The organism is Lysobacter silvisoli (assembly GCF_003382365.1).
Taxonomy (GTDB): domain Bacteria; phylum Pseudomonadota; class Gammaproteobacteria; order Xanthomonadales; family Xanthomonadaceae; genus Lysobacter; species Lysobacter silvisoli.
Genome location: NZ_QTSU01000002.1, coordinates 517,472 through 541,826 on the forward strand (window position 1 = coordinate 517,472; position 24,355 = coordinate 541,826).

The 24,355-nt window shown below is 70.0% G+C and carries 13 protein-coding genes and 1 pseudogene; 5 read left to right on the forward strand and 9 right to left on the reverse strand.

Annotated elements, in window-relative coordinates; genetic code table 11:
• Nucleotides 1-50: 50 nt before the first annotated feature.
• The 9 genes from DX914_RS13560 to DX914_RS13600 form a co-directional block, all read right to left on the reverse strand.
• The gene (locus tag DX914_RS13560) at nt 51-962 is read right to left on the reverse strand and encodes a hypothetical protein (RefSeq protein ID WP_147300675.1); all 912 of its coding nucleotides are present in this window, start codon (nt 960-962) and stop codon (nt 51-53) included.
• Nucleotides 963-1,126: 164 nt separating this feature from the next.
• The gene (locus tag DX914_RS13565) at nt 1,127-1,627 is read right to left on the reverse strand and encodes a DinB family protein (RefSeq protein WP_115859646.1); all 501 of its coding nucleotides are present in this window, start codon (nt 1,625-1,627) and stop codon (nt 1,127-1,129) included.
• A 352-nt stretch (nt 1,628-1,979) separates the two neighbouring features.
• Nucleotides 1,980-4,862 carry a ThuA domain-containing protein gene (locus tag DX914_RS13570; RefSeq protein WP_147300676.1) on the reverse strand — a complete coding sequence of 961 codons (2,883 nt, stop codon included), beginning with the start codon at nt 4,860-4,862 and terminating at the stop codon, nt 1,980-1,982.
• Nucleotides 4,863-5,065: 203 nt separating this feature from the next.
• Nucleotides 5,066-6,253, reverse strand: a complete 1,188-nt coding sequence (gene prpF / locus DX914_RS13575; RefSeq protein ID WP_115859648.1) for a 2-methylaconitate cis-trans isomerase PrpF — start codon at nt 6,251-6,253, stop codon at nt 5,066-5,068.
• A gap of 185 nt (nt 6,254-6,438) precedes the next feature.
• Complete coding sequence (acnD, locus tag DX914_RS13580; RefSeq protein ID WP_115859649.1) at nt 6,439-9,051, reverse strand: Fe/S-dependent 2-methylisocitrate dehydratase AcnD; 2,613 nt, start codon at nt 9,049-9,051, stop codon at nt 6,439-6,441.
• 424 nt (nt 9,052-9,475) lie between these two features.
• Entirely contained in the window at nt 9,476-10,831 is a 1,356-nt protein-coding gene (locus tag DX914_RS13585) for a Gfo/Idh/MocA family protein (protein ID WP_115859650.1), read from the reverse strand.
• A 105-nt stretch (nt 10,832-10,936) separates the two neighbouring features.
• Nucleotides 10,937-12,046, reverse strand: a complete 1,110-nt coding sequence (locus DX914_RS13590) for an RICIN domain-containing protein (protein ID WP_115859651.1) — start codon at nt 12,044-12,046, stop codon at nt 10,937-10,939.
• A 75-nt stretch (nt 12,047-12,121) separates the two neighbouring features.
• Nucleotides 12,122-15,103: a TonB-dependent receptor domain-containing protein gene (locus DX914_RS13595; RefSeq protein ID WP_115859652.1), complete on the reverse strand. Its 2,982-nt coding sequence runs from the start codon at nt 15,101-15,103 to the stop codon at nt 12,122-12,124.
• Between the two features lie 138 nt (nt 15,104-15,241).
• Nucleotides 15,242-18,607 (reverse strand): TIM-barrel domain-containing protein, encoded by a 3,366-nt coding sequence (locus tag DX914_RS13600; RefSeq protein ID WP_115859653.1) that lies wholly within the window; start codon nt 18,605-18,607, stop codon nt 15,242-15,244.
• Nucleotides 18,608-18,940: 333 nt separating this feature from the next.
• Here DX914_RS13600 and DX914_RS13605 point away from each other — a divergent pair, with 333 nt between their 5' ends.
• From DX914_RS13605 to DX914_RS13625, 5 genes and pseudogenes are all read left to right on the forward strand, one after another.
• The gene (locus tag DX914_RS13605; protein ID WP_115859654.1) at nt 18,941-20,098 is read left to right on the forward strand and encodes an SIS domain-containing protein; all 1,158 of its coding nucleotides are present in this window, start codon (nt 18,941-18,943) and stop codon (nt 20,096-20,098) included.
• Nucleotides 20,099-20,108: 10 nt separating this feature from the next.
• Nucleotides 20,109-21,035 carry an ROK family protein gene (locus tag DX914_RS13610; RefSeq protein WP_115859655.1) on the forward strand — a complete coding sequence of 309 codons (927 nt, stop codon included), beginning with the start codon at nt 20,109-20,111 and terminating at the stop codon, nt 21,033-21,035.
• Between the two features lie 16 nt (nt 21,036-21,051).
• Entirely contained in the window at nt 21,052-22,392 is a 1,341-nt protein-coding gene (locus tag DX914_RS13615) for a D-tagatose-bisphosphate aldolase, class II, non-catalytic subunit (RefSeq protein WP_115860198.1), read from the forward strand.
• A 30-nt stretch (nt 22,393-22,422) separates the two neighbouring features.
• Nucleotides 22,423-23,208 (forward strand): annotated as a pseudogene (locus tag DX914_RS13620) (DeoR family transcriptional regulator); the annotation flags it as partial.
• Nucleotides 23,205-24,320, forward strand: a complete 1,116-nt coding sequence (locus tag DX914_RS13625; RefSeq protein WP_115859657.1) for an N-acetylglucosamine-6-phosphate deacetylase — start codon at nt 23,205-23,207, stop codon at nt 24,318-24,320. The pseudogene DX914_RS13620 and the gene DX914_RS13625, both read left to right, overlap by 4 nt.
• The last annotated feature ends 35 nt before the right edge of the window (nt 24,321-24,355 follow it).

Sequence of the window (24,355 nt, forward strand, 5' to 3'; positions counted from 1 at the left end):
TGAAACGCTGACGGTGGTGCCGAACCGGGCCGGGCGGGTGGGTGCGCTCGCTACTTAATCTGCGGATGGCCGGACGACTGGGCTCTCTGTTGCTCGCCGCTGTCCACGCCGCGACCGACCATGGTGTGCTCCACGCCCATGACGGTGCCGAAGGTCTGTGCGGTCTGGACGAAGTCGCGGGCGGCGCTGTTGCGCAGTTCATGGCGGAACGGCTCGGCTTCGCGTCGTTCCAGCTTGGACAGGTCCACATTCGCCTGCACGTTGGGCATGTCGAAACCTAGCTTCGCTGCGTTGACGAAGGCGTACTGGTAACGCATGGTTTCGTTCAGCGGCACCTGATTGCTGAAGCCGATGGTGCCGTACATGTGCAGCATCTTCTTACTGAAAAACTGCTCGCCCAGTGCCTCGGCGGTCTGCTCGTCGCGCGGCCCGCCATTCCACTTGTCCGCGTTCTTGGCAGCGAAGTCGTTGCTCTGCTTGACCAGGTTGGGGCGTTCCTTGTCGGGCACCAGCATGAGCTCGCGCACGTCCATGCGCGCCAGGCTGATGAAGCTGTGCGGATTATCCAGCGACCTCACGATCTCGGCCCGGTCGTCGGGCTTGAGCGCGCCGAACTGCTTGCTGGCCCACAGCATCTCCGGCAGCTCACGGTCGTTCATGTCCATCAGACTCTGCAGCGTGACGCCGCGAGCGGAAATGTAATCGTCCGACGGCTTGAACGCGGCCACCACGTCCTGGCGCACGCCCGGGTCCAAGGCCTGCAAGCGTTCGCGGCCTGGCGCATCCAGCGCGAACCGGGGGTCGGCGTGGTCGAAGGCGGGCTGGACGGATTGCACCGGCGGCACGGCGGCCTGGTGAGGCTGCTGCGCCTGCTGCGGAGCGCCGGGGCCTTGCGGCTGCTGCGGCGGCGGTTGCGGCGGCGGCGGCTCGTCGCGAAAGATGGACATGAGTCGCTTGAGCATTCCACTTCCTCCCTGAAGGGGTGGGTAGGCGTCGGGCGTGTCCTGCGAACTGCGCCTGCCGGCGGAGGCCGTGTTTGCCGTCGGGTTCCTTCGCGGCGGGCGGAGCCATCATACGCCTGGCTTCGGGGGGCGGGTCCAGGGCCGCCGGCGGGCACCGGCCGGCGTTAGTTTCCGCGCCGCGCCGGCTCGCTCTGGTGCAGGAACTTCGTATACAGATCGCGCGGTGCGGCCATGCCGATGGAACCGAGCAGCTCGCCGACGTTGCCGCGGTGATAGCCGCCGTGGGTGATGACGTGCAGCAACATTTCCTCCCGGGACATGCGGCCGCGGTCGCCGTCGGTAAAGCGGAAATCCAGCACCTCGCCCAGCACCGGCTCGGTCAGGCCGGCGGCGTAGTCCAGGTACCAGGCGTCCGTGGCTTGAACGTCGGCCTGCAGTTGCGCCAGGGTCGGAGTGTCTTCGGTGTTGGTGGCGTCGAACGGCCGCGGCGCGCCGCTGAGGTGGGCGCGGAAAATTCGGTCGGTGACGTAGACATGGTTGAGGGTGCGGATGCAGGCATGCAACTGGACAATGTGCTCCGACGGCACCTTGGCCAGAAGCGCGAACAGTTCGGCGTTGGCCCAGGCTTTGTAGCCGAAAAGGGATTGCAGGGTGGCGACGGACATGGGCTGGGGCTCGGCTTGAGGCGCGCTGGTGGGCGTGTGGGAGGCCTACTCCGATTGGTGGCGGTGTTTGAATCAAGAGCATTCGCGCTTCGCGCTCACCCCCTCACCCTAACCCTCTCCCGCAAGCGGGAGAGGGGATGCGTCCGGCGCCGCTGCTTTAGCCCCTCTCCCGCAAGCGGGGGAGGGGATGCGTCCGGCGCCGCTGCTTTAGCCCCTCTCCCGCAAGCGGGAGAGGGGATGCGTCCGGCGCCGTTGCTTTAGCCCCTCTCCCGCTTGCGGGAGAGGGGTTGGGGTGAGGGCAGAGCGCAGGCAAAGCTAAAAGTGCGGATCAGCAGCAAGGGAATCCATGCGTTCATTGGCGGAGGTAATCCGCTAACGCCCGAACCTGCCGCTCGTCCAGGCCAGCCGCCTGTGGCCGCATGACGCCACGGCTGAGCGCTTCGACGATGCGGTCCTTGGGCCGGGTGGCCAGCACGGCGCGCGGCGGGATGTTGCCCTGGGGATGGTCGTGGCAGGCGGCGCAGCGCTGGGCGTAGAGGGCGGCGGGGCTGAGCGACGGTGAGAGCGGCGAGGCGGCGACAGGCGAGGCGTCGACCGGAGCGGGCGCGGCCACCGGTCGCGCCGCCGTGCGCCGTCCGCCCAAACCGAACGCCTGGATGCGATCGGTGCCGACGTAAACCTGGCCACCGCCGAAAGCCGGCTCGTTGTACTTGCCGCTGGTGTGAAGCTCACCGGGCGCGCTGCGCCACAGCTCCTTCAGCGTAGCCGCGTCGAAGGCGTACAGCACCGGCTGTGGCGCGCCGGTGCCGCTGAGCTGGGCCGAGCGCGGTGCGTTTTCGTCCAGCACCCAAACGATGGCGCGATCGGCCCCCCTGCTGGTGACCACGGGCGAACCCGGATTCTTCATGACCCGGTCGGCGCGACGGTCGATGCGCAGGTACGGCGCACCGCCGGCGGGGCGCTCCACCTGCAAGCGCACCAGCGACGGCGCCACGCTGTCGGCGGAGCCCGGCGCGCGCTTGGTGCTGCCGCTGAGGTAGAGGTAATCGTGGCCCTGGGCGTCGCGGAAAGTCGCCGGCACCGAGCGCGAGCGCGCGAGGTCCAGCGCGGCGTCCTGCTCCGAATAGGGACCGAATACGTTCAGCGGGCCGCGCGTGCCGAATTGCGGCTGCGCGGTTGGCGGCAGCAACGAGCCGTCGCTGGCGGCGTCCTGGCTGCACGGGGGCCGCCGATCGAGGCGGCCCGGCAAACGGTCGCGATCCAGCAGATAGGCATTGCCCTGCTTGCCGCCCAAGGCCAGCAGCCGCGGCGCGCCGGCCTGCGCGGGCGCGCGCAACAGCGCGATGCCGCCGGAGCCCAGGTCGATGTCCATCTTGGCGCTGCTGCAATGGTTGAACGGCGTGTAGGTGCCGCGCAGCACGAAGCCGCCCGCGGCCGGCGGCGCCAGCTTGAGCACCGATTGGGTCCAGTCGTGGGGCGCGTCGCGGTAGCCTTCGAATCCGCTGCCGGTGACCACGTACACCTGCCCTTCCCGATCCACCGCGGGACCGCCCGCACCCCAGATACCGCCGCTGCCGCGGTGTGGCATGGCCACGGCGGCGAAGGCGCTGCGCACGCGTGCGCGATCGGTGTCCACCGATACCAGCCAGCCGGTCTCGGTTTCGCCGAACACCACGTACAGCTGGCGGCCGTCGGGGCTGAGGTTGAGCGCGCCGCGCTGCACGCGGAAGTCGTAGCGGCGCGTGGGCGGCACGCGGCTGGGGCCCTGGTTGGCATTGAGCGTGTTGAACGTGTCCTCGTCCAGGCGCACCGGCCAACCCGGCTGCACCGCGCCGCTGCTCAGGTCCAGCGCGTAGGCCTGCCAACGCTGTTGGGCGTCGCAGTGGGTCACGTACAAACGCCCGCGCGCGACGTCGGCGATGGGCGTGCTGAGCACACCGGTGGGCACGCCGTCCAAGGGCGCGGGCTGCAAGCGGCAGGGCTCGCTCAGGCGCCTGCGCCAGAGGATGCGGCCGGGCGCCAGATCGCCCTGGCGCGCGGCGTTGATGGCGTAGACGTAGCCGTTGCTGCTGGCGGCGATGACCACGGCGAAGGTCTGCCCGCGCTGCGGCCCGTCGCCGAGGGTCAGGCGGTCGATATACAGCGGCGAGGCATACAGCCGCGGCGGTTGGCCATCCACCGCGTCCAGCGGCGGCGATTCCCAGACCAGGCCGAAGCCGCGCTCATCGACGTTGTCGGGCGCGAGCACGCGCTCGTCGGAACGCCAGCCGCTGCGCTCGCTGTCCACGTGGAAGGTCGCGCGTGCCACGGTCGCGCGTGCCACGGTCGCCGTGGGCGCGGGCGGCATGGCGGCCGGCGCCGGCAAGGCCGGCAGCGCAGCGCCCGCTTCCGGCACCGGCGCATCGGCGGTCCACAGCGCGGCATTGAGCAGCAGGCGCGCGACACCGGCCTGGTGCAATGATTCCAAGTAGTGCGCACCACTGAAGACCACGCTGCGCCCGCCGCCCTCGCGCTCGTAGGCCCAGGCTAGGTCCGTGCGCTCGGCACGGTCTTCCAACAGCGCGCGGCCGTCGCGGAATTGCGGATGCAGGTCCGCGCTCAGCAACGCGGTGCGGGTGCCACCGGTGGCGTAGCGGAAGCTGGGATAGAACTCGTCGCGATAGCCGAAGGGGCTCAGGCCCTGCGTGGCCGGATGCGCCGCGCGCGGTTGCAGCTGCGCCCACTGCGTGCTGCGGTCGTACATGCCCACGCGCACGCCGCCCAGCCATGGGGTCAAACCCAGATCGTCGCTGGGCGGCACGGTCGAGGCCTGGTGCAGGGCGATGAGTCCGGTGCCGCGGCGCATCGCGGCGGCGAACGCGGCGCGGCGCGCGGGATCGCATAGCGGGTGGCGGTCCAGGCCGTCGAAGTACCAGATCACCACGGCGGCATCGTCGAAGGCGGCCGGGTTCTGCGGCCAGCCGTCGGGATAGGCGACCACGGCGAACGCGTCGCGGGTATCGGGGGAGGTCTCGATCAGGCGCTGCAACGCGCGTACGCCGGCCGGATAGTCGTGGCGGCCCGCGCCTTCGCGATGCGGGCCGCCGACGATCACCAGCTTGCGCGGCGGCGCGCGCTCGCAGGCGGCCAGCGCCAGCAGCAGGGCGAGCATGCACAAGACGCGCAGTGCGTGCTGCGGCGATAGCGAGGTCCGGCCGTCGATCATGCGTTGCGCCTCCGGACGGCGCTGGCGCACCGTCCACGCCTGCCGAGGCTACGCCGCTGCCGCCGGAGTAACAGGCGTGCGGCCTATGTTCTGCCGATAGCAATTGTCGCGGCCCGGCCCTGGCGCCGCAGTCGCACGGCCGGAAGCCAGTCGCGTGCGGCGCTACCCGCCCGAACGCCGGATCGGGTCGAACCCGATCTTGCGAGGGCGCGGCGCGCGGCCGCGCCCACGCTTCAGAACGAGTCGCCGGGCACGCGCACCCAGCCGTCCATGAGCACGCGCGCGCTGCGGCTCATCACCGCCTTGGTCACGGTCCATTGGCCGTCGACCTGGCGCGCCTGCGCGCCGACGCGCAGGGTGCCGGAGGGATGGCCGAAGCGCACGGCCTCGCGCTCGCCGCCGCCGGCGGCGCGGTTGACCAGGGTGCCCGGCACCGAGGCGGCGGTGGCGATGGCGACCGCGGCCGTGCCCATCATGGCGTGGTGCAGCTTGCCCATGGACAGCGCGCGCGCATGCAGGTCGAGCTCGGTGGCGGCGATGCGCTTGCCGGCCGAGGACACGTAGTCCTGCGCCGGCGCGACGAAGGCGACCTTGGGCGAATGCTGGCGCGTGGCGGCCTGCTCGGGGCTGTCGATCAGGCCCATGCGCAGCGCGCCCTGCACGCGGATCGCTTCGAACCGCGCCAGCGCGTCCTTGTCGCCGTTGATCGCGTCCTGCAACTCGGTGCCGGTGTAACCCAGCGCGGCCGCATCGATGAAGATGGTGGGGATGCCGGCGTTGATCATGGTGACCTGGAACGTGCCCACGCCCGGCACTTCGAGTTCGTCGACCAGATTTCCGGTGGGGAACATGGCCCCACCGCCCTCGCCTTCGTCGGCCGGGTCCAGGAATTCGAGCTGGATTTCCGCGGCCGGAAAGGTCACGCCGTCAAGTTCGAAGTCGCCGGTTTCCTGCACCTCGCCCGCGGTCATGGGCACGTGGGCGACGATGGTCTTGCCGATGTTGGCCTGCCAGATGCGCACCACGGCCACGCCGTCGCGCGGCACGCGCGCCGGGTCGATCAGGCCGGCGGCGATCGCGAACGGGCCCACCGCCGAGGACAGGTTGCCGCAGTTGCCGCTCCAGTCGATGAAGCCGCTTTCGATGTTGACCTGGCCGTAGAGGTAATCCACGTCGTGATCGGGCACCTCCGAGCGCGCGATGATCACGCACTTGCTGGTGCTGGACGTCGCGCCGCCCATGCCGTCGGTGTGCTTGGCGTAGGGATCGGGCGAACCGATCACGCGGCGCAGCAGCGCGTCGCGCACCGTGCCCGGCGTCTGCGCCGCGACCGGCAGGTCCTGCAGGCGGAAGAACACGCCCTTGCTGGTGCCGCCGCGCATGTAGGTGGCGGGGATGCGGATTTGCGGGGGATGGGCCATGGGGGTCGGGCTCGGCGTTGGTGATTGGGAAAGCTGGAGTTGCGATGTCGCTCTTGCTCGTCATTCCCGCGAAAGCGGGAATCCAAAGACTTCAGCGTCATGCCTGGATGAAGCCCTGGATCCCCGCCTACGCGGGGATGACGATCCGGGGCAGCGCCGGCTTGCGCGGGCGCCGCGCCCTGTTTTCAAGCCGCCTGCGCCGACTCCAGGAAATCGTTGGCGAAGCGCTGCAGCACGCCGCCGGCTTCGTAGATCGACACTTCTTCGGCGGTGTCCAGGCGGCAGGTCACCGGCACTTCCACTCGCTCGCCGTTGCGGCGGTGGATGACCACGGTCAGGGTCGCGCGCGGGGTGCGCTCGCCGATGACGTCGTAGGTCTCGGTGCCGTCCAGGCCCAGGCTGATGCGGTTGGTGCCGGCCTGGAATTCCAGCGGCAGCACGCCCATGCCGATCAGGTTGGTGCGGTGGATGCGCTCGAAGCCTTCGGCGACGATGGCCTCCACGCCCGCCAGGCGCACGCCCTTGGCCGCCCAGTCGCGCGAGGAACCCTGGCCGTAGTCGGCGCCGGCGACGATGATCAGCGGCTGACGGCGCTCCATGTAGGTCTCGATCGCCTCCCACATGCGCGTGACCTGGCCTTCCGGCTCGATCCGCGCCAGCGAACCCTGGCGCACGTTACCGGCCTCGTCGCGCACCATTTCGTTGAGCAGCTTGGGATTGGCGAAGGTAGCGCGCTGCGCGGTGAGGTGATCGCCGCGGTGGGTGGCGTAGGAATTGAAGTCCTCTTCCGGCAGGCCCATCTTGGCCAGGTACTCGCCGGCGGCGCTGTCGAGCATGATCGCGTTCGACGGCGAGAGGTGGTCGGTGGTGATGTTGTCGCCCAGCACCGCCAGCGCGCGCATGCCGCGCAGCGTGCGCTCGCCGGCCAGCGCGCCTTCCCAGTACGGCGGACGGCGGATGTAGGTGCTCTGCGGGCGCCAGTCGTACAGCGGGCTCACCGACTGGCCGTGCTGCGCGCCGAACTTGAACATCGGATCGTAGACGCGGCGGAAATGCTCGGGCTTGACGCTGCTGGCGACGATGGCGTCGATCTCGGCGTCGCTGGGCCACAGGTCCTTCAGGTATACCGGCTGGCCATCGGCATCGGTGCCCAGCGCGTCCTTCTCGATGTCGAAGCGCACGGTGCCGGCGATGGCGTAGGCCACCACCAGCGGCGGCGAAGCCAGGAAGGCCTGCTTGGCGTAGGGATGGATGCGGCCGTCGAAGTTGCGGTTGCCCGAAAGCACAGCGGTGGCGTAGAGGTCGCGCGCTATCACTTCCTGCTGGATCTTCGGGTCCAGCGCGCCGCTCATGCCGTTGCAGGTGGTGCAGGCGAAGGCGACGATGCCGAAGCCCAGCTGTTCCAGCTCGGGCAGCAGCTTGGCCTCTTCCAGATACAGCTGCACCGCCTTGGAGCCCGGCGCCAGCGAAGTCTTGACCCAGGGCTTGCGGGTCAGGCCGCGCGCGTTGGCGTTGCGCGCGAGCAGGCCGGCGGCGATCACGTTGCGCGGGTTGCTGGTGTTGGTGCAGCTGGTGATGGCGGCGATGATGACCGCGCCGTCGGGCATCAGGCCCTGCGCTTCCTGCTCGCGCGCTTGCGCCAGATCGCCGGCGATGCCGCGCTCGGCCAGGGCCGAAGTGGGCAGGCGCTTGTGCGGATTGGACGGGCCGGCCATGTTGCGCACCACCGTCGACAGGTCGAAGCGCAGCGTGCGCTCGTACTCGGCCGTGTCCAGCGCATCGGCCCACAGGCCGGTGTGCTTGGCGTAGGTTTCCACCAGACGCACCTGTTCGTCCTCGCGACCGGTCAGGCGCAGGTAGTCGATGGTCTTGTCGTCGATGAAGAACATGGCCGCGGTGGCGCCGTACTCGGGCGCCATGTTGGAGATGGTGGCGCGGTCGCCCAGGGTCAGGGCGGCGGCGCCTTCGCCGCGGAATTCCAGGTAGGCGCCGACCACCTTTTCCTTGCGCAGGAACTCGGTCAGGGCCAGCACGATGTCGGTGGCGGTGATGCCCGGCGCGGGCTTGCCGGCGAGCTCTACGCCGACGATATCGGGCAAGCGCATCCACGAGGCGCGGCCCAGCATCACGCTCTCGGCCTCCAGGCCGCCCACGCCGATGGCGATCACGCCCAGGGCGTCTACGTGCGGGGTATGGCTGTCGGTGCCCACGCAGGTGTCGGGGTAGGCCACGCCGTTATCGGCGTGGATCACCGGCGACATCTTCTCCAGATTGATCTGGTGCATGATGCCGTTGCCCGGCGGGATCACATCGACGTTCTTGAACGCCAGCTTGGTCCAGTTGATGAAGTGGAAGCGGTCTTCGTTGCGGCGGTCCTCGATCGCGCGGTTCTTGGCGAAGGCCTGCGGGTCGAAGCCCGGCGCCTCCACCGCCAGCGAGTGGTCGACGATCAGCTGGGTCGGCACCACCGGATTGATCTGCGCCGGGTCGCCGCCGCGCTCGGCGATGGCGTCGCGCAGGCCGGCCAGGTCGACCAGGGCGGTCTGGCCGAGGATGTCGTGGCAGACCACGCGCGCCGGGAACCAGGGGAAGTCCAGGTCGCGGCGGCGTTCGATCAGCTGGCCCAGGTAGGCGGCCAGCTTGGCCGGCTCGGCCCGGCGCACCAGGTTTTCCGCATGCACGCGCGCGGTGTAGGGCAGGCGCGCATAGGCGCCGGGCGCGATGGCGTCGATCGCGGCGCGGGCGTCGTAGTAGTCGAGCGCGGTCCCGGGGAGCGGCTTGCGGTAGTCGGTATTCATGGCTGGCGGCTGGATTGGGTAGCGGAGGAAGGCGTCGCGGCGCGCGCCCGGGCCCGCGACCGGCGGCCTGGCGATGGCGAAGTGGCGGCGACGCCGCGGCCGGGGGCGCCGGCCGGGGGGAATTATCCCGCAATTGGTCCGAAGACGGGGGGCGATGGCCCAGGGCCGTGTGGACAGGAGCGGCAAAGTGGGTCGCTGGGGCCGTCGCCCGGAAGCACTTTGACGGCGCTAAGACGGGCTAGGCTTTGAGCCGCGAGGGCTCACCATAGCAAAAGCAAATCCCCCTCAATCCCCCTTTTCCAAAGGGGGAAGCAAAGCTGGCTACGGGGCGTGTGGCCCGGAACTGCTGAACCGCTTTGCTCCCTCCTTTGGAAAAGGAGGGTTGAGGAGGATTTGCTCTTCGATCAACTACGTGCGAGCCGGGTCAATAAGTCGCGTCGAACGCGAAGATCGGCTTGCGCGACTTCCAGGCGCCGTGGGTGAAGTCCGGGAACTCCAGGGTCTTGAAGCCTTCGGCGATCGACTGTTCCGACAGCGGCGTGATCGCGCTCCAGGCCAGGGCGTCGTAGATGTCGATGGGCATGGGCGCTTCGGCCTTCAGCGCTTCGACGAAGGCGTGGATCACGAAGTAGTCCATGCCGCCGTGGCCGGCGCCGGCCGCCTCGGCGGCGTACTTGCGCCACAGCGGATGATCGTACTGGTCCTGGTAGCCCTGGAACGGTTCCCATTTGTGCGCGGGGCTGCGGCCCTCGATGTGCACGGACTGGTTGAGGTCCATCCACAGGCCATGGGTGCCCTGCACGCGGAAGCCCAGCGAGTACGGCCGCGGCAGCGAGGTGTCGTGCTGCAGCAGGATGGTCTCGCCGTTCTCGCAGGCCAGGGTGGTCGTGACGATGTCGCCGAGCTTGAACTTGACCCGGGTGCTGGGGTGGCTGCTGCCGCCGCTCTTGTCCACCGTGTACTCGTGCAGGCCGCGCGCCTTGCTGGCGAAGCTGTTGATGTGGGTGAAGCGGTTGCCGCGGTTGATGCCGGTGTACATGGCGCAGGGGCCGATGCCGTGGCTGGGGTAGAGCTCGCCGTTGCGGCGCACGGAATGCTCGGTGCGCCAGCGCGCCTCGGACCAGCCCTTGGCGCCGAACTCCACGCCGCTGCCGTAGGGCTGGTCGGGGTCGCCGGAGTTGAACTTCACCGCGCGCAGGTCGTGCTGGTAGCCGCCCTGCAGATGCACCAGCTCGCCGAACAGGCCTGCACGCACCATCTGCAGCACCGCCATCACGTCGCGGCGGTAGCACACGTTCTCCAGCAGCATGTAGGGCGTGCCGGTGCGCTGTTGCGCGGCGAGCACGTCCCAATGGTCCTGCAGGCTGACGCCGGCGACCACTTCGCAGCCGACCGGGATCTTGGCCTGCATGGCCTCGATCGCCATCGGCGCGTGCCACTCCCAGGGCGTGGCGATGATCACGCCGTCCAGATCGCGCTGCGCGAGCAGGCGGCGGTAGGCGTGCACGTCGCCGTCGCGGCCGTAGCTCTTGGGCACGGGCTTGCCGGCCTTGTCGACCATGGCCAGGGCGCGGTCGAGCATGATCGGCTCGATGTCGCACAGCGCCACCAGCTCCACGTCGTCGCGCCGCACCAGCTCGCGCATCAGCACCTGGCCGCGCATGCCGGTGCCGATCAGGCCCAGGCGCACGCGGCGCTTGGCTGCCCAGGCCGGCGTTTCCGGCAGCAGGGCGGTGGCGCCGATCGCGGCGCCGGCCAGGATGAAATCTCTACGGTTCATGGTGTGCTCCTTTGCATCCGCGGCCGGTTACGCCTTCAGCTTGCCACGCGCGGTTGGGGTGTAGGGGCCGGCCGGCTCGTGCGGGGCACGATATGCAACGGCCGGTCAAGGTTTCAGGCGCCAACGCTGGTAGCCGTTGGCCAGGCAGGCGTGGGTTTGCAGCCAGGCGCCGCGCACCGCGCCGCTCATCGGGTCCAGGCACTTGCGCGCGCCGACGTTGTACAGCTCGTTGGAACCGGGGATGGGCATCCAGCGCTGGCGCGCGCCGTTGCCGCAATCGGCCAGCTGCACCCTGCCGTCGGTATCGGCTTGCAGGCACTTGCTGCGCGAGCGCATGAGCAGACGGAAGCCGTCGTCGCGCTCGATCTGCTGGTTGGCATTGGCCGAGCAATCCCACAGACCGGCGCGGGCGCCGCCGGACAAGGTGTCCAGGCAATAGCTGCTTTGTTCGTTGAGCAGGCGCTGCGGGCTGCCCAGGGTGCCGTAGACGTTGGCCGCGGCGATGCAGTCCTGCTCGGCCGTGCATGCGGCGCGGGCGATCGTGGCGCAGATGCCGTAGGTCGTGGCGGTGCTGGAAGTCGGGCTCACGCTGCCCTGTTCGGCGCGCGGCGCATGCAGCACCGCGCTGCTGGCCGGCACGGCCGCGCAACTGGCGCGTTCCTGGCTGCCTTGGGCGTAGTCCTCCAGGAAGGTGTTGGTGCGGTTGGTCAGGCCGCCCCAGGCCGCGGGCACCTGGATGGTGGCGACCTTGCGCTGGGTGCCGGCGGCGGTGTCGTCGATGTAGGCCGCCCAGCGCCCGGGCGCCTCGGCGACGATGCGGATGTCGTAGGTGACGCGCTGGCGCCAGGCGTAATCGACCCAGCACTGCACGCCGCTGCCTTCGTGATCGAAGTAGGCGCATTGGGTGCCCGGTTCGGCGGTCCAGCCGGTGGCCTTCCAGATCGAGAAGTTCAGCGCCTTGTTGTGGCCGTCGCGCTGCTGCAGACCGACGTAGCCGCCGTCGCCGCCCTTGAACCAGAACTGGTGCGCCCAGTAGGTGTAGCCGTCCTTGCCCGGCTCGTCGGTGATGGTGGTGGGGAAGCTCAGGTCCAGATAGCCCAGTTCGGTGGCCGGCCACTGCCGGTCGATGGCGACCATGCCGCCGGCGACCAGGGCATGGGCGTTGGACGACAGCAACAGGCACAGCGACAGCACGGCGTAGCGGATGGTGCGCATGGGAACCCTCCTGCGAAAGACGTGGCGTGCATGCACGGCGGCCGCTTCGCTGGGAAGCGGCCGCGCGCGCGGCGGTCAGAACTTGTAGCCCAGCGACACGCTGAAGATGCGGCCGAAGTTGTTGGTGTAGCCGGGGAAGGTCATCCAGTCGTTGGGGTCGTAGAACGGATGGCGGTCGAACAGGTTCTTCACCGTCGCCCCGACCGTGAGCTTCTCGGTCGGACGCCAAGTCACGCCCAGGTTGGCGGTCCACCAGGCCGGCGCGCCGTCGCACTTGCTGGGCTGCACCGACACGTAGCTGCCGGTGCAGGTTTCGGCGTTGTTGTCCTGCTCGTCGATGCGATCGTAGGCCCACTTGGTCTTGCCCACGTAGTTGACGTAGAAGCTGGTGTTCCAGTCGCCGTAGTTCCAGTCCACGTTGAAGGTCGCACGCAGACGCGGGTTGTTGTAGTAGCCCACGGTATTGCCGTACAGCCAGCCCGACTCGTCGCCGGTGTTGTACATGTTGCGGCGGGCGATGGTCGCGGCCACGCCCACGTTCAAGCGGCCCCAGTCGCCCAGGTCGAAGCGGCTGCGCGCGTCGATGTCGAAGCCGTCGACCAGGGTGCGGCCGCGGTTCTTGTACTGGCCGATCACGCTGGAGATGTTGCCGATGCTGTAGCCGGGCAGCGTGCCCGGGCAGGTCACGCCGCTGGCCGGGTCGGCGCACATCGCCGCCAGCGCGGCCAAGTTGGCGCGGTCGGCATCGGTGATGCCGAAGCGGGTCATGGCGATGATGTCGTCGGGCTTGCTGTAGTCCGGAGCGACGATTTCATTGCGGCGGTAGATGAACCAGTAGTCGGCCGAGACCGACAGCCAGTTCGTCGGCTCGTAGACGAAGCCCAGGGTGGCGATCTTGGCCTTTTCTGGCTCCAGGTCGCGGTTGGGCTGGGTCAGGCGCGCGACGTTGCGGCTGCAGTCGGAATTGCGCAGCGTACGGCCCAGGTCCACGTCGCCGGGGCGCGCGGACTGCAGCAGCAGGTTGGCGATGGCGTTGGTCTCGTTGCAGCGCACTTCGTCGCGGTAGCCGCCGATCTGCGCGAACACGCCGCCTTCGCCGGACTCGGCCAGGCTGGGCGCGCGGAAGCCTTCGGAATAGGTGCCGCGCAGCAGCAGTTGCTCGAAGGCCTGGTACTTCAGGCCGATCTTGGGCGCCAGGTTGGCGTTGAAGTTCGGGTACTTGTCCAGGCGCGCGGCCAGTTCCAGCTCCAGCTTGTCGGTGATCGGCGCCACCGACTCGGCGAACAGCGCATAGGTGGTGCGCTTACCGTCGAACCAGGAACCGCCCTGCTGGGTGATCAGGCCGTTGGCCGCGTCCTCGTTGCCGGGGGTGAAGAAGGTTTCGCGGCTAAGGTTGAAGCCGAACGCCGCGCGCACCTCGCCGGCGGGCAGCGAGAACAGCGGGCCTTCGATCTTGCCGTCCAGGGTGTGCAGGCGCGTCCAGGACTCGATGTCGAAGGTCGGGTAAGCCTCGCGCAGCAGCTTGGCGTTGGCCTCGCTGATCTCGCCGAACTTGTAGGCCGGGTTGTCGGAGATGATCACGCGGCCCGTGCCCGGGTCGATGGTGAACGGGCCGAACGCGCGCTCGAAGCCTTCCAGGTTGACGTTGACCGTCTGGTAGGTGACCGAGTGCGAACCGGCGGTGGTGAACGCGCTTTCCCAGTTCCAGTCGCCCAGCGCGCCGCGCAGGCCGAACATGCCGCGGTAGCTCTTGTCGGTATTGCGCTGGCCGAAGTAGTCGCCGCCCACGTCCTGCAGCAGGTACTGCAGGCCGACCACGCCGCCGTTGATCGCGCGCAGCGCCGGGCTGGCCTTGTTGTAGACGTTGTTGGGGCCCAGGTAAGGGTAGAGGAACTGGTTGACGGTGTTGCCGGTGTTGCGCGAGAACCAGCTGGTCGGGTTGCCGGTGGTGGTGCCGAAGCTGCGCGGCGTGCCGCCGTTGGCGCGCAGGTCGATGTCGGTGTACGTGGCCTCGGCGAACGCCTCCGTGGTCTCGCCCAGCAGGAAGCGCGCGCTGACGTAGGCGGTGGCGCGCTCGGACTCGGCGCCGCCGTCGATCTCGTTGTTGAGCCAGGTCTGCCAGATGCAGCGCGGGCCGGCGGCTTCCATCACCACGTTCTGGCAGCCCGGCGCGGCTTCCTGGGTGCGCCGGCCGGTGACCGGATCGATCGCGAAGTAGCTGCCGGGATTGAACACGCCCGGCGCGCTGCCGGTGCCCAGGCGCAGGTTGTTGATGTAGTTCGGGTTGTTGACGTAGAACTGCTCGGGCTTCTTGTCGTACCACTCCGACAGCGGAATCGGGTCGCGCCGGTACAGGTTGACCGAGGCATAGACGTTGTAGCGGTCCTCGTCCAGGTCGCCGAAGCCGCCGGTCAGGCTGAGCTGGTGCTCGCCGTAGGAATCGAAGCGCGGGGCGAAGTCGGTGGTGAGGTTGATCTCGGCGCCGCGGTACTCGCGCTTGGTGATCACGTTGATCACGCCGGCGACCGCGTCGGTGCCGTACACGGCCGAGGCGCCGTCGGTCAGCACTTCCATGCGTTCGATCGCCGCGGCCGGAATCGCGTCGATGTTGACGAACTGGGTCTGGAAGCCCGCGGGCGCGCCGTAGTAGGACAGGCGGCGGCCGTTCAACAGCACCAGGGTGCCCTGCGCGCCCAGGCCGCGCAGGTTGGCCTGCGAGGCGCCGTCGGAACCGGTGAACAGCGACTTGGAGTCCACCTGCGCCGGCCGCGCCGCCGGCAGGTTGTCGAGCACCTGCAACAGGGTGCGCGCGCCCATGTTCTCGATGTCCTGCTTGCTGATGACCTGCACCGGCGAGGCGGTCTCGACGTCGGTGCGCTTGATGTTGGTACCGGTGACCTCGAGCCGCTCGATCTCGGTGGCGTCGTCCTTGGATGCGGCGTCCGGCGCGGCGGTCTGCGCGTGCAGCGGGCCGGCGACCAGGGCGGCGGCCAAGGCGAAGGACAGCGCATTGACGGGGATGCGGCGATGGCGACAGCGTTGGCTTGAATGCAACATCTTCGGCTCCAGTTCTAGGACCACGATTCGGGCGACGCGGGTCGCGGCGCGGGCGGGTTGGCTTGCGTTGGGCAACAAAACTCCGATGCCGCGGCGCGGGGCCGCAGTCGGACGTGCAATGCTGGTGGTGACGCTGGCTTAAGGCGTGGCGATGACGGCGGTGTCGCCCTCCTGTCCGATCAGGACCGCATTGGCCCAATTGCCGCAGACCTGCGCCGGGCGCGCGCCTTGCGCGCCCAGGGTGCGCAGGCTCAGCCGCTGCAGGCCGCGGATGTCGAGTTCGGGTTTGACCACGCCGGGCGCGCGCACCAGGCCGCTGTCGTAGAGCAGGCGGTCGTCGCCCCATACCTGGAACTGCAAACCGCCCGCGTCGCGGCAGCGGTCGTCCACGCCCAGGTCGGCGCGCAGCAGGCGCCAGCCGCCCTGCAGCTGCAGGTCGATGCGGCTGTCGGCGCCCACGCCCAGGCCGCGGCGGAACAGCAGGCCGTTCATGCGCATCTCGCCCTGCCCGCCCGGCGCGCGATCCAGCGCCACACGCCCGGCCAGCGCCGGCGGCAGCGGCAGTTCGGACAGATAGCGCTGCTGCGCGGGGCGTTCGTCGCCGCGGTGCTCGAGCACGCGGAAAGTCGACAAGGCGATCGGGCCGACATCGCGCGGCTGCAACGCGTCGAACGCGCGCGCGGTGCCGCCTTGGGCGGCGCTGACCATGGGATCGGTGCTGCCGGCGGCGTCGCCGTCGGGGTTCTGCGTGCTGAGCACGCGGAAGCGCAGCAGGCGACCGGCGCGTGCGGGGAAGCTGATGGTCTGCGCGGCCTGCTGCAGCTTGAGCTTGCCGCTGGCGATCGGCGCGCCCCACTCGCCGTTGCTGTCGGCCAGGTAGACCTCGTAGTCGCGCACCTGGCCGTGCTTCCAATGCTGGTCGTTGCGCGGCGCCAGTTCGATGCCGTCGATCAGGCGGCGCTCGCCGAAGCCCAGGGTCCACTCGTGCGCGCCGGTGCGCACGGCCTGGTTGCGCACGCTGCGGAACCAGGTGGCCGCATCGTCGTCGAAGGCGTTTTCCAGCGGATGGCCGGGCTCTTCGGCGGGACGGTTGACCACCAGCAGGCTGTCCGGCGGCAGCGCGCGGCCCAGTTCGGGCGCGGCCGGGAACGCGTCGTCGGCCGACGCGGCGGCGACCGCGAAGGCCAGGCGGAACTCCAGCGCGCGGCGGATGTCGGTGCTGGCGCTGCGCACGTGCAGGGTGCCGCGGCGCTCGGCCGCATCAAAGTACCAGCCTTCATCGGCCGCCTGCAGCGCGGCGCGGTCGGCCAGCGCCGGCAGCGCGCGGCCGTCGAGCTCCACCGCGTCGGGACGCGCGCGGCTGAGCACGCGCAGCGCGTAGCGGCGCTGCGGCAGCTGGCCCGCGTATTGGCCGCGCACCGGCGCGATGCGCACGCGCACCTCGCCGCTGCCCTGCTCCGGCGCCTGCACCGCGATGTCCTGCTCGCTGTATTCGCCCTTGGCGTAGCGGCGGGTGTTGCCGTCGTCCTCGTACAGCGTGTACTGCGAGGCGCCCTGCGGATACAGGTCCAGGGTCAGCTCGTCCAATGGGCGTTCGCCGTCGTAGAGCATGGCCGGGTACATCGGCAGGATCGCGCCGGCGCGCACGAACACCGGCAGCGTGGCCAGGTCGACCTGACGGTCCAGGTCGCGGCCCTGCGCGCCGGCCAGCAGCTGGCGCCCGTCCCAGTAGTCGATCCAACGGCCCGCCGGCAGGTGGATGCCGCGGCGCCAGCCGCGGCTGGCGGCCTGGCTGCGGTACACCGGCGCCACCAGCAGCTCGCGGCCGAGCAGGAACTGGTACTTGTGCGCTTCGGTATACGCCTGCGGGTCTTGCGGGTAATCCCACATCAGCGCGCGCACCGGCGGTGCGCCGCTGCGTTCGGCTTCGCGCGCCAGGCCGTACATGTACGGGGTCAGGCGCATCTTCAGCTTGAGGTAGTCGCGGTTGATGCTGCGGTAGGGTTCGTCGTACCACCACGGGTGCTTGCGCGCATTGGCGGCCCAGCCCGACATGCCCATCAGCACCGGAGTGAAGGCCTTCCACTGCAGATCGCGGGTGTAGGTCTCGGCGCTGCCGCCGAAGATCGCGTCCACGTCGCCCGTGGCGTAGGCCATGCCCGACAGGCCCGAGCCGATCAGGGTCGGCACGTGCCAGCGGATGTAATCCCAGCTGCTGCTCTGATCGCCGGTCCAGGCCACGGCGTAGCGCTGGATGCCGGCCCAGCCCATCACCGTCCACAGGAACGGGCGCGAATCGGAGTTGTTCAAGATGCCGTCGTAAGCCGAGCGGTTCGCGTCCATCGCGAACTGGTAGCCCTTGCCGGTCCAGGCCACGTCCAGCTTCTGCACGCGGCTGCCGGCCTTGCCCACTTCCCAGGCGATCTTGTCGACGCCGTTCTCGGTCCATAGACCGGTGCGGAAGCCGTAGCGCGACAGCGCCTGCACCACGTCGGGCAGTTGCTTGTAGCCGCAGCCGTAGCCGTCGTTGGGCAGGATCCAGCCGCCGGGCATATCGTGTTCGCGGTACTGCTTGGCCACGCTCTCGACCACGTCCGGCGTGGTGCCGGTGGGGCCGTCGCGCCAGCCTTCGGGCACGGTGCCGGGCTTCTTGGCGTTGTCGCCGTCGTTGTAGCAATCGGCGTCGCCGTAGGACAGCGCCCAGCGCGGCAGCAGGCCGGCGCGGCCGGTCAGCGCGGTGTAGCGCTCCAGCAGCGGGTGCAGGCTGGCGCCGACGAAGTAGTAGGCGTCGAAGCGATCCTCGCGATGCAGCAAGGTCGCCTGATCGGGCTGGCGCAGGTCGTAATTGCCGTCGCTCCAGGTGTTGCGCAGCATGCCCCAGCCGCGCGAGCTCAGCAGCATGGGCGCGGGGCTGGGACGGTCGCCCTCTTCCCAGCCGCCGGAGTAGGAAATCTCCAGCTCGCGACCCTTGAACTCGTAGCGGCCGTTCTGCTGGCCGCCGCCGTAGTAATGCTCGTCGGCGGCGCTGGACAGCACCTGCACGCTTTGTTGCGGCGACAGGTCCAGCGGCTGCAGTTCGCGCCACAGCGGCAGCGCGCGGCCGCCGTCGATGCGGTCCAGCGCCAGGCGCAGCGGCTGGCGCTGGATGTGCAGCACCAGTGCATCGGTGCGGATGCGCAGCTCCTGCGCGTCTTCTTCGAAACTGTATTGCGGGGCGGCGTCGGCCTGCGGCAGCACGATGGGCGCGGCCTTGTCGCCGGGCGGCGTCAGCTTGCCCTGGCGGCCGGCCTGCACGCGCAGGGTGTCGGCGCGCAGCAGTTCGATGCGCAGGCGCGCACCGGTGTCGGTATCGATCTGCCAGGCCGCGCGGCCGTCGCGCGCGGTGGCCACATCGACGCTGCGCAGGTTGCCCACACCGTCGGCCAGCGCCGGCAGGGTACAGACCAGCAAGGCCGGCCACAGGGCCAGCGCCAGCAATCGTCGACAGCGCACGCGGGTTTCCAACCTTGCCCCCAAGCTCGCCTTTCGGCGCGAACGAAACCAGTGCGGCCGACTCTAGGGCAGGGTCTCGAAATATGTCAACAAATTGCAAAGATAAATGAAGGATTTTACGGGTAAAACGAAAGTTGTTGCGGAGCAACACTTTCCTAAACGGCTATTCATCTACTAAAACAGGTAAGAATGGCGTGCACTTACAGCGCCTACCGTTCGTCGGCTGGCGAAAGAACGCTCGCGGCGCTTGCGAAACCCCATCACTAGAAAAGCTTCCAAAATCTTTCGATATTTGACATTTCGAAAGAAAACGCAGATCGTGCCCCTGCCCAACAGGACCGATGAATGGACGCTCCTTCGCTCACCGACTTGCCCGCCTGGCAGCGCCTGGGCGGCGGCCACACCGCCGAAGAAATCGCCCAGCAGCCCGCGCTGTGGGAGGCCCTGGCCGAGTCGCTGCAGGCGCAGTCGGCGCAGCTGCAGGACTTCCTCGCCGATTGGCTGCAGCAGCCGCAGCACCGGGTGATCTTCACCGGCGCCGGCAGCTCCGGCTTCATCGCCGAAATGGTCGCCGACCAGATCGATGCGCAGTGGCCTGCCGAAGTGCGCGTGGTCCACACCACCAGCCTGCTCACCCACCCCGCGCTGTACCTGCAGCGCGAGCGGCCGACGCTGCTGGTGTCGTTCGCGCGCAGCGGCTCCAGCCCGGAAAGCACGGCCGCGGTCGACCTGGTGCGCGAGCGCGTGGCCCAGGCGCGCTTCCTCGACATCACCTGCAACCGCGACGGCGAACTCGCGCGCCGCGGCCAGGGCCGCGCCGACACCTGCACCCTGCTCATGCCCGAGGCCAGCTGCGATCGCGCCTTCGCCATGACCAGCAGCCTGAGCTGCATGCTGCTGGCCGCGCTGAGCGTGTTCGCCGATACGCCGTGGCCGCAACGCGTGCGGGCGCTGCGCGCGCTGGCCGCGCAGGCCCGCCTCGCCTTGGCGCAGTGGGACGCGCCGGTGGTCGCGCTGGCGCAGGCGCCGTACTCGCGCGTGATCTACCTGGGCAGCGGCCCGCTGGAAGCGCTGGCGCGCGAAGCCGCGCTCAAGCTGCTGGAACTCACCGCCGGGCGCGTGCTGGCGCTGGCGAACACGCCGCTGGGTTTCCGCCACGGCCCCAAGTCCACCATCGACGGCGACACGCTGGTGGTGGTGCTGCGCAGCGCGCAGCCGCTGGCGCGCCGCTACGAACAGGACCTGCTGGACGAACTGCGCCGCGACGGCATCGCCGGACGCGTGCTGTCGGTGGGTCCGCACAGCGACGTGGGCGCGCAAGACGATTACGCCCTGGCCGCGCCGGACCTGCCCGATCCGTGGCTGGCGCCGCTGTGGCTGTGCTTCGCCCAACGCTATGCGCTGCAGCGCTCCTCGGCGCTGGGCCTGACGCCCGACAACCCCTTCCCCGACGGCACCGTGAACCGGGTCGTGCAGGGCGTGACCATCCACCGGCTGGACTGAGCGCGACGCCATGCAGCTGCATTACGGCATCGACATCGGCGGCACCAAGATCGAGCTGGCCGCTTGCGACGACGCGTTGCAGGTGCGCTACCGCCGCCGCATCGACACGCCGACCCAGGACTACGCCGGCTTCCTGCGCGCGGTGGCGGAACTGGTGGACGCGGCCGACCGCGAACTGCAGCAGGCCGGCCACGCGGTCGGCATCGCCCTGCCCGGCGTGGTCGACCGCAGCAACGGCCGCCAGCTCAGCGCCAACGTGCCGGCGCTGACCGGGCAGCGCGTGGGTCACGACCTGCAAGAATTGCTGCGGCGCCCGCTGCAGCTGGGCAACGACCTGCAATGCTTCGCCTTGTCCGAAGCCCATGGCGGCGCCGCCGAGGGCTACCCCAGCATGTTCGGGGCGATCCTCGGCACCGGCGCGGGCGGCGGCTATTGCCTGGGCGGCCGCCTGATCGCCGGCTACAACGGCATCGCCGGCGAATGGGGCCACTGGAGCGTGCCGGCGCATCTGCTGGCCAGGCACGGCCTGCCGATGCTGGATTGCGCCTGCGGCCTGCGCGGCTGCGTGGAGCGCTACGTGTCCGGCGGCGGCCTGGCTGCGATCCATCGCGGCCTGGGCGGCGATGCGCCGCATGCCGAAGCCATCATCGCCCTGGCCGAACAAGGCGACGCGCCGGCGCTGCGCGCGCTCGACATCCATCTGGACCTGCTCGGCCACAGCCTGGCCAGCCTGATCATGGCCGTGGACCCGCACGTGATCGTGCTCGGCGGCGGCCTGTCCAAATCGCAGCGCCTGTACCGCGAACTGCCCGGCGCGGTGGCCGCGCATCTGTTCCGCGGCGTGCGCGTGCCGCCGATCCTGCCGCCGGCCTTCGGCGATGCCGGCGGCGCGCGCGGCGCGGCGCTGCTCGCGCGCCAGCACGCACCCGCCCCCTGAGCCTGGAGTCCGCACCGTGTCCGCTGTGTCCGCCTTGATCGCCGCCCACCGCTCCGGCCAGAACGTGGGCCTGTACAGCGTGTGCTGCAGCAACGAACAGGTGCTGGTGGCGGCGATGCAGGTCGCGCAGCGCTACGGCACGCCGCTGCTGATCGAGGCCACGTCCAACCAGGTCGACCAGTTCGGCGGCTACACCGGCATGACCCCGGCGCAGTACCGCGATTACGTGCTGGCGCTGGCGCGCGAACACGGCTTCCCCGAGCAGCGCCTGATCCTGGGCGGCGACCACCTGGGCCCGAACGCCTGGCAGCGCCTGCCCGCCGAGCAGGCGATGGCGCACGCGCGCGAACTCATCGCCGCCTACGCCGCCGCCGGCTTCCACAAGATTCACCTGGACTGCAGCATGGCCTGCGCCGACGACCCCACGCCGCTGCCGGACGACACGGTGGCGGCGCGTTCGGCGGAACTGGCGCGCATCGCCGAACGCAGCGCGCGCGAGGCCGGCCGGCCGCCGCCGGTGTACGTGATCGGCACCGAGGTGCCGGTGCCCGGCGGCGAAGCCTCGCTCCACGGCGGCGTGGCGGTGACCCGGCCCGAGGCCGCCGCGGCCACACTGGAGATCCACCGCCGCGCGTTCGCCGCGCCGGACCTGGCCCCGGCCTGGGAACGGGTGATCGCGATGGTGGTGCAGCCGGGCGTGGATTTCGACCACAGCCAGGTGCAGCACTACGACGCGCCGGCGGCCGCGGCGCTGTCGGACTTCATCGAGACCCAGCCGCGGCTGGTGTTCGAGGCGCATTCCACCGACTACCAGAACGAGGCCGGGCTGCACGCGCTGGTGCGCGACCACTACGCCATCCTCAAGGTCGGGCCGGCGGCGACCTATGCCTACCGCGAGGCGCTGTTCGCGCTGGCCGCGATCGAGCAGTCGCTGGTCCCGGCCGAACGGCGCTCGGACCTGGTGGACACCCTGGACCGCGTCATGCGCGAGCGCCCGCAGCATTGGGTCAAGCACTACAGCGGCGACGCGCAGCAGCTGCGCCTGCTGCGCGCCTACGCCCTCAGCGACCGCTGCCGTTATTACTGGGGCGAGCCGGAACTGCAGACGGCGGTGCACACCCTGATCGACAACCTCAGCGCGCAGCCGCTGCCGGAGATCCTGTTGCGCCAGTTCCTGCCCGAGCAGCAGCGCGAGGTCGAAGCCGGGCGCCTAGCCGCCGAGCCGCTGGCGCTGATCCGGCACAAGGTGGCGCAACGGCTGGCCGAGTACGCGCGCGCCTGCGCACGCAACGGCGCCGGCACGCGCACCGCGGTCGACAACGAAAGCGACGGCGCCAAAGCGCTTTCGCAACGCTAAGCTGCGGTCACCCGCTCCGAGTCCGCAAAGAAGGCCCCCATGCGCAATACCCGCCAACGCCGGCAACAGATCCTGCAGCTGCTGGTCCAGCACGGCAACGTGCAGGTCTCGGATCTGGTCGAGCGTTTCGGCGTGTCGTCGGTGACCATCCGCGCCGACCTCAGCCACATCGAATCGCAGGGCCTGGCCACCCGCAACCACGGCGGCGCCGCGCTGGTGCGCACGCCTCCGCCGGAACAGGACATCCACGAGAAGGACGCACTGAACCTGCCGCTGAAGGAGTCCATCGGCGCGCGCGCGGCGCAGCTGGTCAAGCCCGGCGACAACATCATCATCGACTCCGGCTCGACCACGATGACCCTGGCCCGCCACCTGCGCGGCCATCGCGAGGTCACCGTGATGACCAACGGCCTGAACATCGCCTGGGAACTGGCCAACGCGCCGGGCGTGGAGCTGCTGCTCACCGGCGGCCTGCTGCGCAAGCAGTCGCTGTCGCTGCAAGGCAGCCAGGCCGAGGCCAGCCTCAATCCCTACAGCTTCGACACCGTGTTCCTGGGCGTGGACGGACTGGACCTGCAGTTCGGCCTGACCACCCACCACGAGGCCGAAGCCAGCCTCAACCATCGCATGGTCGAACACGCGCGCCGCATCGTGGTGCTGACCGACGCGTCCAAGTTCGGACGCGTCAGCCTGCACCGCATCGCCCGCCTCGACCAGGTCCAGACCATCATCACCGACCCTGGCATCAGCCCCGAGTACCGCGACGGGCTGCAGCAGCTGGGCATCGAAGTGATCATCGCCGAGCCACCGCCTTGACCGCAGCGCCGCGCACCTTGCAGGGCCGCATCCTGACCGAACGCGGTTGGGTGCGCGGCGAGATCGAATTCGACCGGCGCGTGCGCGCGATCCGCGCCGACGCGCACGGCGGCGACGGCGACGAACTGCCGTGGATCCTGCCCGGCTTCATCGACCTGCACGTGCACGGCGGCGCCGGCGTGGACCTGATGGAAGGCGGCGACGCGGCCGACACCATCGCCCGCACCCACGCCCGCCACGGCACCACCGCCCTGCTGGGCACCACCATGACCGCGCACGAGGACGAGATCGTCCACGCCTTGCGCGGCCTGGCCGCGGCCATCGCCGAACGCAGGCCCGGCGCCGCGCGGGTGCTGGGCGTGCATCTGGAAGGCCCCTACATCAGCCCGCAGCGCCTGGGCGCGCAGCCGCCGTTGACGGTGGAGGCCACGCTGGAACAGGTGCAGCGGCTGCACGCGCTGGCGCCGATCAGGGTGCTGACCCTGGCGCCGGAGATCGGCCGCCACCAGGCGCTGATCGCGCCGCTGAGCGCCATGGGCATCCGCGTGCAGCTGGGCCACAGCGCCGGCAGCTACGACGACGGCGTGGCCGCGCTGCAGGCCGGCGCGGCCGGCTTCACCCATCTGTTCAACGGCATGACCGGCGTGGACCACTACCGCCCCGGCATCGCCACCGCCGCGCTCGCGCATGCGCAGTACGCCGAGCTGATTCCGGACCTGCAGCACGTGCACCCGGGCGCGATCCGCGCCGCGTTGCGCGCGATCCCGCGGCTGTACTGCGTGACCGACGCCACCGCCGCCACCGACATGCCCGACGGCGAGTACGCGCTGGGCTCGCAGCGCGTGCACAAGCACCAGTGCTGCGTGCGCCTGGCCACCGGCTCGCTGGCCGGCAGCGCGCTGACCATGGACCAGGCGCTGCGCAATCTGGTCGCGCTGGGCCTGGACCTGGCCGACGCCTCGCAGCGCCTGTCGCGCTATCCCGCCGACTACCTGGGCCTGCACGACCGCGGCCGCCTGCAGCCCGAAGCCTGTGCCGATCTGGTGGTGTTGGACGCGCAACTGCAGCCGCGCCAGGTCTACGTCGAAGGCGAAGCGATCGCGCTCGACTGAAGCCCCGCGCATTCCCGCCGCAGGCCTTGCGGCAC

What these genes read in the sequence shown, in the direction of transcription:
- DX914_RS13595 (WP_115859652.1), bottom strand. Translation starts at nt 15,103, where the DNA reads ATGTTGCATTCAAGCCAACGCTGTCGCCATCGCCGCATCCCCGTCAAT.
- prpF (WP_115859648.1), bottom strand. Translation starts at nt 6,253, where the DNA reads ATGGCCCATCCCCCGCAAATCCGCATCCCCGCCACCTACATGCGCGGC.
- DX914_RS13610 (WP_115859655.1), top strand. Translation starts at nt 20,109, where the DNA reads ATGCAGCTGCATTACGGCATCGACATCGGCGGCACCAAGATCGAGCTG.
- DX914_RS13565 (WP_115859646.1), bottom strand. Translation starts at nt 1,627, where the DNA reads ATGTCCGTCGCCACCCTGCAATCCCTTTTCGGCTACAAAGCCTGGGCC.
- DX914_RS13605 (WP_115859654.1), top strand. Translation starts at nt 18,941, where the DNA reads ATGGACGCTCCTTCGCTCACCGACTTGCCCGCCTGGCAGCGCCTGGGC.
- acnD (WP_115859649.1), bottom strand. Translation starts at nt 9,051, where the DNA reads ATGAATACCGACTACCGCAAGCCGCTCCCCGGGACCGCGCTCGACTAC.
- DX914_RS13560 (WP_147300675.1), bottom strand. Translation starts at nt 962, where the DNA reads ATGCTCAAGCGACTCATGTCCATCTTTCGCGACGAGCCGCCGCCGCCG.
- DX914_RS13590 (WP_115859651.1), bottom strand. Translation starts at nt 12,046, where the DNA reads ATGCGCACCATCCGCTACGCCGTGCTGTCGCTGTGCCTGTTGCTGTCG.
- DX914_RS13585 (WP_115859650.1), bottom strand. Translation starts at nt 10,831, where the DNA reads ATGAACCGTAGAGATTTCATCCTGGCCGGCGCCGCGATCGGCGCCACC.